We start from the raw sequence: 11,132 nt of genomic DNA on the forward strand, positions 1-11,132 counted from the left end.
CCCCCTTATAGACAATGAGACCCAAGTCGCATCCGACTTGGGTCACAATTCATCCGTTGTTTTTTTCGTTCGTGATGATTGTCGTGTCACCCGAGAATATTTCTTCTAGCGCTTGACCGACCGGCTTATACGATTTTGGCACGGCGATTTTCGCTGCTTTTCCGTCCTGGATTTGGCGGGCCCGCTTCGCGGCCACCGTCACGATCGTGTATTTCGACGGGATGATACGTTGTAAGGCATCAATCGAAGGGTATAACATTAAATGACCTCCATCATGGCTTTTTTATAGAGAGATGCGACACGTTCACGTTTACAATGTTCGGCCGTCACGATCGCTTTGATACGATCAATCGCTTTGTCCACTTCATCATTCGTAACGACGTAATCGTATGCATCCATCAATTCAATTTCTTCCCGGGCGACGAGCAAGCGTTGCTTGATCACATCTTCCGATTCAGTACCTCGACCGACTAAGCGGTTGCGTAGTTCTTGCAAGCTTGGCGGAGCCAAGAATAAAAAGACCGCTTCCGGGAAACGCTCTTTCACTTGGAAAGCACCTTGGACTTCAATCTCAAGGATGACGTCTCTTCCGCTCTCGAGTGTCTCACGAACCCATTCGACCGGTGTCCCATAATAGTTGCCGACAAATTCAGCGTGTTCGAGCAATTGATCGTGCTCGATCATGTCTTCAAATTGTTCTCTCGTCTTAAAGAAGTAATGCACGCCTTCCACTTCCCCTTCACGCGGTTTCCGGGTCGTCGCCGAGACCGAATATTGAAGGTTGTTGTCCTCTTCCTCACGGAGCACGCGGCACACTGTCCCTTTACCGACGCCACTCGGGCCAGACAAGACGATTAATAATCCTCGTTCTTTAAAATTCACTGCAAGACCTCCATCTTCTAACATCACATTTAATTATAATAGCAGTCAATCAATTGTTCCGGCAAGAAGAAGTTCGGATTTCCTACTTCATCGTACCATATTTTCCATGAATCTGATAACGTAGAGACAGAAAAAGAACAAAGGTGATGAGACTAGTGGCATATGATGGATTAATGACATATCGTGTTGTAACAGAATTACAAGCTCTTGTCGGAGGGCGAATCAATCGCGTGCACCAACCGTATTCCCTCGACTTGATGATTCAAGTCCGATCGAACCGCCAAAGCGTCCAATTGCTCGTTTCGGCGAACGCGATGTACGCGCGGCTCCAATTAACGGATAATCCGACCAAGAACCCGCAAGAACCCCCGATGTTTTGCATGATGCTCCGCAAACATATCGAAGGTGGCTTCATCACGGCGGTCGAACAAATCGGACGTGACCGTGTCATCGTCTTGTCGATTCGTTCACGAAACGAGCTCGGCGACGAAGAGAACAAGAAAGTGTATATCGAATTGATGGGACGGCACTCGAACGTCGTGTTGACGAACGAGGACGGCAAAATTTTAGACGCGATCAAGCACTTGCCACCGTCACAGAACACGTACCGGACGATCATGCCGGGCAGCGATTATTTATTGCCGCCGGCCCAAGACAAGTGCGACCCGTTGACAGAACGTGAGGCCGGCTTGAAGCGAATCGATTGGAACTCAGGAAAACTTGATAAACAACTTGTCGCCAGTTTCGCAGGCCTGAGCCCGCAGATTGCACAAGAAATCGTCCATCGGGCCAAACTCCCGAACCGGGCGAGCATCGAAGAGGCGTTCATCGGTGTGATGGCCGACCTCGAAGGACCGTTCGTTTTCCAACAGCTCGCTTCCGGAAAAGAACGTTTCAGTCCGATCGTGCTCACGTCAGGAGAGATTGCCGCCGAAGAACGCTACGAGACGAGCAAAGACGTCCTCGACCGCTTCTTCTATGAAAAAGCGAACCGAGACCGCGTCAAACAACAGGCGCATGATGTCGAACGTTTGCTCAAGTCCGAGCTCGAGAAGAACATCTTGAAGCGGAAGCGTCTGCTCGACGACTTGAAGGCGACGGAACGGTCCGATGAGCTCCAAAAATACGGTGAACTGTTGACGACGTACTTGTTCCAACTCGAGAAAGGTATGACCGTCGCTCACGTCGTCGACTACTACGACGAAGAAGGCGGTATGATCGACATCCCGCTCAATCCGTTCAAGACGCCAAACGAAAACGCACAAGCTTACTATAAGAAATACAACAAGTTGAAAGTCGCCAAAATCGAAGTGCAAAAGCAAATCGAATTGAACGACGCCGAGATTCAGTATTTAGAGACGCTCGTCGCCCAACTCGATGTCGCCTCACCGGCCGATATCGTCGAGATTCGAGAAGAATTGGCTGAAGGCGGCTATATGAAACAACGGAATCAAAAGAAGAAACAGACGAAGAAAATTTCGCTCGAAGCGTATACGTCGTCGACGGGGACAGAGTTCTTCGTCGGGAAGAACAATACGCAAAACGATTATTTGACGTTCAAGTTCGCACGTCGCGACGAGATTTGGCTCCACGTGAAAGACATTCCTGGATCCCATGTCATCATCCGTTCGAGCGAACCCGACGAGACGACGCTGCTCGAAGCCGCGACAGTCGCCGCCTACTTCTCGAAGGCCCGTGCCTCGAGCGGTGTGCCGGTCGATTACACGAAAGCGCGCTATGTGAAAAAGCCGAGCGGCGCCAAGCCTGGATTCGTCATCTATACTGATCAGCAGACGGTGTACGTCACGCCGGATGAGCGACTCGTTAAATCACTCCAGCAGTAAGTACAGGCCACGTCACATGACGTGGTCTTGTTTGTGACTTGCATAGAAATCGATGCTTACTATCGCCTTCGCCGGCACCCTCCGTTCCTGGGGCGATGCGGATGCCTCCGCAGTGCGTACCGCACTTTACGGGGTCATCCTTGCATCGCTCTCCCCTAGGAGTTCGGCTGCCGGCCCGGGCATCGGTTGGTCCTGCTTCTTTTTGCTTTTCCTCTAATACGTAAAGATGAAAGATTGCTTGTCCGTGGCGCCGGAGACTCCTACAGGATAGCAATCCGACGGAGACCCAGCAGCGACGCTAGTCGCGATGCGGCTCCGGGATTGCCTGTGGAAAGCGAAGGCGCCTAAAGGACGAGCTCTCAATCAATCATGAAGCAAGGCCCCGTCGCTAAAACGGGGCCTTGCTTCATTTCGGATTATGTTTGAACGCTTCGAGCTGTTCATGATAGTCGAGCAAGTGCCCGTGTAAGATTTCAGAAACGGATAAATCCTCGTGCGGCAACGTGAACAGCGAATACGGCTTGTCACACGTGTAGAGGATGTCGTGATGATGCGCAAGGAGATATAAAAACTCGGATTCGAACGCCCGGCGCTCTTCCTCACCCATCAACAATAGTGCCTCACGGTGTTCGGCGAGACTCTCGAGCAGCAAGACGAGCTTGTCCTCAAGGTGAATCAATAGACGATACTGTTTGATCGTCAAATGCTTCAATGTCACGTTCGTCACTTTCATGTCTTCTTGTAGCATCATGTGCAGCTCCTGATGCCCGAGGATGCGGGCCCGCGTCTCGAGCAATTCTGATGGGGATCCGACAAGTTCGCGCCAATGGTGGAACATGTAGGCCGATGTCTTTCGAATCTCACTGAGCAACCGATCTTCATAACGAGGCGGCAGGAACGCATAGTTCACTCCGAGCGAGACGAAAACACCGACGGCCGTCAAAAGCGAACGGGTCCACGCATAATGGAAGAAGTCGGTCGTCGGGTTCTCGAGCATGAGCACGATTGCGAACGCCGCGTACGTCGACATGTGCGTCTTATCGAACGTCGTGTTGAGCGTGAGCGCCACGATGACGGCGAGCCCGATCGAGATCGGGTTGACCCCGAACGCGTAGACGATCAAGAGACCGCACATGAGCCCGACAATCGTCCCGAAGATTCGACTGAAGACGATATTTGATGACCGTTTCACGGTCGGTTGCATCGCGACGACGGCCGCGATGGCCCCCATGCCTGAATAGATGCCAAACACGTACCACGACAAGGCGATCGTGATGGCGACGGCAATCCCCGTCTTTAATGTCCGGAGTCCGACTTTAGGGATGTAACGTTTGTTGATCATTTAAGTTCGACCTTTCCTGTCTCGGAAATGAGTTCGATATTCGGTCGGTTCGAGTTCGACAGATGATACACGCCGCCCCCGATTTCCTTGAACCGCTCGGATGCTGTCACGTTGCCGGACGTGGTGACGTTCACTTGTCCGGTCGCATTGCGCGGCTCGTAGGCGAGCGTCCCAGCCTCGGTCTGAACCGTCAAGCTTTGATTGACGACGATGTCACCCACGGTCGCATTCCGATAGGAGCGGATATTTCCCGTGACGACCCGGACGGTCTCTAGTGTCGCATCACTCCGCGTCTCGACACGAAGTCGATCACTTTCGAGTTTCTTTACATTGACTGCGTTCGCCTCCAAGATGATCGTCTTGGCGATCAATCCTTGTCCCGTCACTTGCTCGGCCTCGACATCGATTGACGTCATCGAGCTCGGCAAGGCGACGCGAATTTTATAGCGGGACGGCTCATCGCTCGCCCGGCTGCCGAATTGACTCAGTTGGCCATACCGCTCGACGACCGAGATTGTGTCGCCGACCGACTTGACTTTGATGCGACGCTCTTTCGAGTTCGTCTGCAACACGTCAATCTGAACCTTCTCATTCGTGCTCCGAACAAATTCGACGTTGCCATGCGCCGTCTCGAGCCGAAGCCTCTTCATCTGGTATCGGTCCTCGTACGTGTCCCCGAGTGCCAACACATGGCTGAATATGAATAAATTCAAGAAAAAAATGAGGGGCAAGACGGTGAGGACGAGTCCGAACGCGATTTTACGATGTTTCGGGATCGCTTGAAAGCGAGCTTTCAAGGACTTTCCCTTCATTCTAGAATACGCCATACACATCTCCTTTATTAACTGCTTTCCCTATTCTAACACGTTCAGTATGCCATGTTACCAATTGAAAAAGAATCCGCCCGGAGGTGGATTCTTAGAAAGGTAGATTACGATGTGACACGAGCGCTCCAACCTGTCGGATCATTCCGCCAGTCACGTAAAGTAGCAGCTTCTTCTTTACTGATGATGCGCTTCTTGACGGCGACGTCGAGCACATCCAACAGTGTGATCAGCGCGTGCGCAGTGAAACCGGAGTCCAACAAATTGATGTGAAGACGGCTCAGACTGTAGGAAAAGATCGCTTGAATCTTGATCACTTCCCCGCCCGCTTTCTGGATCGCTTTGGCGGCCTCGATGCTCGATGAACCGGTCGACAACAAGTCTTCAATCACGACGACACGAGCGCCAGGCTCGAACCGACCTTCGATTTGATTCCCTTTCCCATGTCCTTTCGCACTCGAACGGACGTAGACGAGCGGCAAACCGAGCCGGTCGGCGACAAGCGTCGCATGAGGAATTCCCGCTGTCGCTGTCCCGGCGATGACATCGGCGTTGAGCGGACGGATCGCTTCGACGAGCGCATCGATGATGAGATTGCGGACGTCAGGATAGCTGAGCGTCAAACGGTTGTCACAATAAATCGGACTCTTCATCCCGCTCGACCATGTATACGGGTTCTCGGGAGAAAGGGTCACGGCCTCGATCTGTAATAAAGCTTCAGCGATTTGTCTCATAAGTTCGACTCCATTCCTGTAAGTAGTATTCATATGCGGCGTTCGGGTCTTCAGCCCGAGTGATCGGCCGGCCGACGACGATGGCCGACACGCCGGCCTCACGCGCCGCTTTTGGTGTGGCGGTCCGGACTTGATCGTCTACTGTCTCGTTCATCCGGATACCCGGCGTCACGGTCAAAAATGAAGAGCCGAGTGCTTGGTGGATCGCGCGGGCCTCATGCACGGACGCGACGACCCCGTCGAGTCCGGCCCGACCGGCCATGGTTGCCTGGCGAAGGACGGCCTGCTCCAGACCGCCTTTGATGTTTAATTCTTCAGAAAGCATCCGTTCATCGGTCGACGTCAACTGGGTGACCCCAATCAATTTCGTCGTATCGGTCACATCACGTAAGCCGTCTAAGGCGTAGCGCATCATCGTCTCGCCGCCGAGTGTATGGACGTTCGTCAACTCGACGCCGAGGCGGCCGATTTGACGGAGCGTCCGCCGTGCCGTCTCCGGGATGTCGTGGACTTTGATGTCTAAAAAGACGGGGTATCCATTGTCGACGAGTTGCTCGACAAAACGCCCTCCTTCCCGATAGAACAGCTCCATCCCGACTTTGACGGCTGGTTTCTGATTGATTCGTTCCAATAGACAGAACGCGTCGGCGCCCGTCTCGACATCAAGCGCGAGATACAGTCTGTTCATAAGCTTTCCCCCTGATGTCTAAAATGTGATCGATGCCAAGTTCGTCAAGTCGTCCCGGCAACGCTTCGATGATTTCTTGACAGACGTACGGGTTCTCAAAATTGGCCGTTCCGACCGCGACCGCTGAGGCACCTGCGTAGATAAACTCTAATACGTCGTCCACCGTCCGCACGCCGCCCATCCCGATAATCGGGATATCGACGGCCTGAGCGACTTCATACACCATCCGAATGGCGACCGGTTTGACGGCAGGGCCAGACAAGCCCCCGATTCGATTGGCGAGAATCGGTTGCCCGGTCGTGACGTCGATGCGCATCCCGACGAGCGTGTTGATCATCGTGATCCCGTCGGCACCGGCCGCTTCGACCGCCTTGGCCATCGCCGTGATCGACGTGACGTTCGGTGATAGTTTAACGTAAACCGGTTTCGTTGACGCCGCTTTGACAAGCCGGGTCAATTCGGCCGCCATCTCGGGATCGGTCCCGAACTGCATCCCGCCGCACTTCACGTTCGGACATGAAATGTTCAGCTCGAGCGCTTTAATGGTCGGGTCGGCACTCATCTGGCGGGCGACGTGAATATACTCTTCTGGCGTCGAGCCGGCCACGTTGGCGATGATCTCGGTATCAAATCCCGACAGGAACGGAAGCTTGTCTTCGATGATGGCGTCGACACCTGGGTTTTGAAGGCCGATGGCATTCAGCATCCCTTGCGCCGTCTCAGCGACACGGGGCGTGCCGTTGCCGAATCGCGACTCGCCTGTCGCCGCCTTAATCATAATACCGCCTAATATCGATAAGTCATAGAGTTTGGCGAACTCTTCACCGAATCCGAAACAGCCTGACGCCGGCATGATCGGATTTTTCAACTGTAAGCCTGGCAAATCGACGTGTAATCTCATAGCGTCACCTCTTCCGCACGAAATACCGGTCCGTCACTGCACACTTTGACGTAACCGCCTGGCGCTTCGCACACGCAAGCGAAACAAGCGCCAATGCCACACCCCATCCGATTCTCGATCGAGATATATCGCTCTTCGATATGTGATGCGGCGACTGCCTTCAACATCGGTTCCGGTCCACAGCTGAACAACACATCGGCCTCGACCCGCGCGAGCGGGCCGGTCACAAATCCCATTTCCCCATACGTTCCGTCGACCGTCGTGATGATCGTCTCCCCCAGTTCACGGAACGCGTCTTCATAAAAAATGCTCGTTTTCGTATCAAACCCGAGAATCGCCACCGTCTCAATCCCGCGTGCGGCGAGCAGACGCCGCGTGTAGTAGAGCGGCGGCACCCCGATGCCCCCACCGACGAGGACGACACGCTTGCCTGTTTGCTCGAGCGGGAAACCGTTGCCGAGCGGTCCGAGGACGTCCAAGACGTCTCCCGTCCGACGAGCGGCCAAATCTGCCGTCCCGCTGCCGATGACTTTATACAGGAACGTGACGACGTTGCCTTCGACGTTCGCGACCGAGAGCGGCCGGCGCAACAGCTCTGACGTCTTCACGTGAAAGAACGTGCCCGGCGCGACTTCTTGCGGTGCGATTTCGACTTTCATCTCCATCGTCGCTGTCGCGATCAATCGGTTCGATAAAATGGTCGCGAGTTGTCTCATACGGTCACCCCGAATGTCGTGAACGCCGGCAAACTCGTTGTTTGGAACGACAGGCTCTCGATGACTTGGAGCAGCGCCTTGACCGTATCGAGCGACGTCAGGCAGAGCACGCCTTGCTCGGCCGCGGCCCGACGGATGATGAACCCGTCTTTCGTCGCGAGGGCGTCACGCGTCGTCGTGTTCAAGACGATGTCGACTTCTCCTCGTTCGATGACGCTCAGCATCGTCTCACCAGACTCATTGATCTTCCCGACCGGATGGACCGGTAGGCCGTCTGCTGAGAGCGCCTGCGCCGTACCGGACGTGGCCATCAGGCGGAATCCGAGTCGATTGAAACGGCGGGCGATGTCGAGCGCCTCTTCCTTGTCTTGGTCGGCGACCGTCAATAGGACATTCCCTTTCAAGGCGATCGTCATGCCGGCGGCGACGAGCCCTTTATACAGTGCTTTTTCGAGCGTACGGTCTGTCGCCATGACTTCACCGGTCGATTTCATTTCCGGCCCGAGCGACGGATCGACTTCTTTTAATTTCGCGAAACTGAACACTGGCACTTTGACCGAAATCGCGTCCGCTTCTGGATGCAGGCCGGTCCCTAACCCTAAATCTTTAAGACTCGTCCCGAGAATCGTCTGCGTGGCGATGCGCGCGATCGGCAGGCCCGTCACTTTCGAGATGAATGGGACGGTCCGGCTCGCCCGCGGATTGACCTCGATGACATATAAGTCGTCCGCGTAGACGAACTGGATATTGAGCAACCCTTTGATTCGGAACGCCTTGGCGAGTTTAATCGTGTAGTCGACGACTTTTTCTTTCAATGCCTCACTCAATCGTTGCGGCGGATACACGGCGATCGAGTCACCCGAGTGGACCCCGGCCCGTTCGATATGTTCCATGATGCCCGGGATATAGACGTCGGTCCCGTCACAGATGGCATCGACTTCAATCTCGATGCCCGTCAAGTAGCGGTCGATGAGGACGGGACGGTCTTTCGAGGCGACGACGGCGTGGCGCATATACCGTTCGAGCTCCGAGCGCTCATAAACGATTTCCATCGCCCGGCCTCCGAGCACGTATGACGGACGGACGAGTACCGGATAACCGAGCATATCGGCGCAAGCGACGGCCTCTTCGACCGTGACCGCCGTCTTGCCCGGCGGTTGGGCGAGTCGTTCGGCCGAGAGCGTCGCTTCGAACGCTTTCCGGTCTTCGGCGCGGTCGATATCTTCCAGCGACGTCCCTAAAATTTGGACCCCTTCTGCTTCGAGCGAGGCCGCCAAATTGATCGCCGTCTGGCCGCCGAACTGGACGATGACGCCGAGCGGCTGTTCGTTGCGGATGACCTCGAGCACGTCTTCGGTCGTGAGCGGTTCGAAGTAGAGCCGGTCCGAGATTGAGAAGTCGGTCGACACCGTCTCCGGGTTATTGTTGATGATGATCGCTTCGTAGCCTGCGTCACGGATCGTCTGAATCGAGTGGACGGTCGCGTAGTCGAATTCGACACCTTGCCCGATCCGGATCGGTCCCGAACCGAGGACGAGAATCGATGGTTTGTCCGTCTTCACGGCCTCGTTCTCGACTTCGTACGTCCCATAAAAGTATGGCGTCTCCGAAGCGAACTCGGCCGCACACGTGTCGACCATCTTATACACCGGGCGGATGCCCCAGTCGTTCCGAAGCGATGTCACCGTCTCCACAGTCTCATTCGTGATTCGGGCGATCATCTTATCGCTGAAGCCGAGACGTTTCGTCTCGATGAGGCGTTCTTTCGAAAGCGGTTCATGCTGAAGCGTCTCTTCTTGTTGCCAAATCCGAGCGAGTTTCGATAAGAAGAAACGATCGATTTTTGTCAGCTCATGCAACTGTTCTGTCGAGTAGCCGCGGCGGAGCGCCTCATAGAGCATCCACAACCGCTCATCCGTCGGTGTCGTCAGCTCGCGGTCGAGCTCCGCGGTGCTGAGTTGCGCGAGGCGTGGCACGGCCAAGTCTTCTGTCCCGAGTTCGAGCGAACGGACGGCCTTCAAGAGTGCTTCTTCCAAATTACGGCCGATCGCCATCACTTCCCCGGTCGCTTTCATCTGCGTGCCGAGGCGACGATCAGCCGTCTCGAACTTATCGAAGGCGAAGCGCGGGATTTTGGCGACGACATAGTCGAGCGCCGGTTCGAACGAGGCGTAACTCGTCTCCGTCACCGGGTTCTTCAGTTCTGACAACTTGTATCCGACCGCCACTTTCGCAGCCAGCTTGGCGATCGGGTACCCCGTCGCTTTCGAGGCGAGCGCCGAACTGCGCGAGACACGCGGATTGACCTCGATGACGTAATACGTGAAGCTGTCCGGGTCGAGGGCGAATTGGATGTTACATCCGCCTTCGATGCCGAGGGCGCGGATGATGTCGAGTGAGACGCTGCGAAGCATCTGATAGTCGCGGTCAGACAGTGTTTGTGTCGGTGCGAAGACGATCGAGTCGCCCGTATGGACCCCGACCGGATCAAAGTTTTCCATCGCACAGACGATGATCGCCTGGTCGCTCGAATCGCGCATCACTTCATACTCGACTTCTTTCATGCCAGCGATCGATTTTTCGAGCAACACTTGTGTCACCGGGCTCGCTTTCAGCCCCGATTCGACGAACTGCTCAAATTCATTCCGGTCATGGGCGATCCCGCCACCGGTTCCTCCGAGTGTGTACGCCGGACGGATGATGATCGGGTAGCCGATTCGTTCCGCAAAGCCCCAAGCCGACTCGAGTGACTGCACGATCTCGCTTTCCGGGACCCCGTGCCCGAGTTTATACATGAGGTCGCGGAACTGTTCCCGGTCCTCAGCCTGTTCGATGGCCGATAATTTCGTCCCGAGCAATTCGACGCCGCAATCTTCAAGCACGCCGCGGCGGTCGAGTTCCATCGCCAAGTTGAGGCCGGTCTGCCCGCCGAGTGTGGCGAGGAGCGCGTCCGGACGTTCTTGACGGATGATCCGCTCGACGAACTCCGGTTCGAGCGGTTCGATGTAGACGCGGTCCGCCGTCGTCGGGTCGGTCATGATCGTGGCCGGGTTCGAGTTGACGAGGATGACCTCGTATCCTTCTTCTTTCAAGGCGAGACACGCCTGGGTACCAGCATAGTCAAATTCTGCCGCCTGTCCGATGACGATCGGGCCGGATCCGATTACAAGGATTTTCTGAATATCTGGTCGTTTTGGCATG

10 protein-coding genes are annotated in these 11,132 nt (G+C 55.1%); 1 reads left to right on the forward strand and 9 read right to left on the reverse strand.

The features are described from left to right. Nucleotides 1–49: 49 nt before the first annotated feature. On the reverse strand, nt 50–259 hold the full coding sequence (gene rpoZ, locus KNP78_RS02995; RefSeq protein WP_034777123.1) for a DNA-directed RNA polymerase subunit omega: 210 nt from the start codon (nt 257–259) through the stop codon (nt 50–52). Beyond that, nucleotides 259–906, reverse strand: a complete 648-nt coding sequence (gene gmk, locus KNP78_RS03000; protein ID WP_052090097.1) for a guanylate kinase — start codon at nt 904–906, stop codon at nt 259–261. Before gmk ends, rpoZ begins: the two co-directional genes overlap by 1 nt. A 131-nt stretch (nt 907–1,037) precedes the next feature. On the opposite strand from gmk, the gene KNP78_RS03005 reads away from it, so the two are divergent. Beyond that, nucleotides 1,038–2,726, forward strand: coding sequence for an Rqc2 family fibronectin-binding protein (locus KNP78_RS03005; RefSeq protein WP_214823258.1), 1,689 nt, complete (start codon nt 1,038–1,040; stop codon nt 2,724–2,726). Nucleotides 2,727–3,132: 406 nt separating this feature from the next. Here the strand turns inward: KNP78_RS03005 and KNP78_RS03010 are convergent, their stop codons facing one another. From KNP78_RS03010 to carB, 7 genes are all read right to left on the reverse strand, one after another. Next, nucleotides 3,133–4,068: an FUSC family protein gene (locus tag KNP78_RS03010; RefSeq protein ID WP_034777117.1), complete on the reverse strand. Its 936-nt coding sequence runs from the start codon at nt 4,066–4,068 to the stop codon at nt 3,133–3,135. Next, nucleotides 4,065–4,865 (reverse strand): hypothetical protein, encoded by an 801-nt coding sequence (locus KNP78_RS03015; RefSeq protein WP_251128431.1) that lies wholly within the window; start codon nt 4,863–4,865, stop codon nt 4,065–4,067. The genes KNP78_RS03010 and KNP78_RS03015 overlap by 4 nt, the downstream gene beginning before the upstream one ends. Before the next feature lie 134 nt (nt 4,866–4,999). Further along, nucleotides 5,000–5,626: an orotate phosphoribosyltransferase gene (gene pyrE / locus KNP78_RS03020; RefSeq protein ID WP_034777114.1), complete on the reverse strand. Its 627-nt coding sequence runs from the start codon at nt 5,624–5,626 to the stop codon at nt 5,000–5,002. After that, a complete protein-coding gene (gene pyrF, locus KNP78_RS03025) occupies nt 5,610–6,314 on the reverse strand; it encodes an orotidine-5'-phosphate decarboxylase (RefSeq protein WP_034777112.1) in 705 nt (234 codons plus the stop codon). The genes pyrE and pyrF overlap by 17 nt, the downstream gene beginning before the upstream one ends. Next, nucleotides 6,289–7,215 carry a dihydroorotate dehydrogenase gene (locus tag KNP78_RS03030; protein ID WP_034777110.1) on the reverse strand — a complete coding sequence of 309 codons (927 nt, stop codon included), beginning with the start codon at nt 7,213–7,215 and terminating at the stop codon, nt 6,289–6,291. Before KNP78_RS03030 ends, pyrF begins: the two co-directional genes overlap by 26 nt. Beyond that, on the reverse strand, nt 7,212–7,931 hold the full coding sequence (locus KNP78_RS03035; RefSeq protein WP_034777108.1) for a dihydroorotate dehydrogenase electron transfer subunit: 720 nt from the start codon (nt 7,929–7,931) through the stop codon (nt 7,212–7,214). The genes KNP78_RS03030 and KNP78_RS03035 overlap by 4 nt, the downstream gene beginning before the upstream one ends. Continuing rightward, nucleotides 7,928–11,131: a carbamoyl-phosphate synthase large subunit gene (gene carB, locus KNP78_RS03040; RefSeq protein ID WP_034777106.1), complete on the reverse strand. Its 3,204-nt coding sequence runs from the start codon at nt 11,129–11,131 to the stop codon at nt 7,928–7,930. The genes KNP78_RS03035 and carB overlap by 4 nt, the downstream gene beginning before the upstream one ends. Between the last annotated feature and the right edge of the window lies 1 nt (nt 11,132).

The sequence above is a fragment of the Exiguobacterium sp. s28 genome (genome assembly GCF_018618135.1).
Taxonomy (GTDB): Bacteria; Bacillota; Bacilli; order Exiguobacteriales; family Exiguobacteriaceae; genus Exiguobacterium; species Exiguobacterium mexicanum_A.

Excerpts from the sequence above, each read along its gene's own strand:
- pyrF (WP_034777112.1), bottom strand. The coding sequence starts at position 6,314 with ATGAACAGACTGTATCTCGCGCTTGATGTCGAGACGGGCGCCGACGCG.
- KNP78_RS03035 (WP_034777108.1), bottom strand. The coding sequence starts at position 7,931 with ATGAGACAACTCGCGACCATTTTATCGAACCGATTGATCGCGACAGCG.
- rpoZ (WP_034777123.1), bottom strand. The coding sequence starts at position 259 with ATGTTATACCCTTCGATTGATGCCTTACAACGTATCATCCCGTCGAAA.
- carB (WP_034777106.1), bottom strand. The coding sequence starts at position 11,131 with ATGCCAAAACGACCAGATATTCAGAAAATCCTTGTAATCGGATCCGGC.
- pyrE (WP_034777114.1), bottom strand. The coding sequence starts at position 5,626 with ATGAGACAAATCGCTGAAGCTTTATTACAGATCGAGGCCGTGACCCTT.
- KNP78_RS03010 (WP_034777117.1), bottom strand. The coding sequence starts at position 4,068 with ATGATCAACAAACGTTACATCCCTAAAGTCGGACTCCGGACATTAAAG.
- KNP78_RS03030 (WP_034777110.1), bottom strand. The coding sequence starts at position 7,215 with ATGAGATTACACGTCGATTTGCCAGGCTTACAGTTGAAAAATCCGATC.
- gmk (WP_052090097.1), bottom strand. The coding sequence starts at position 906 with ATGTTAGAAGATGGAGGTCTTGCAGTGAATTTTAAAGAACGAGGATTA.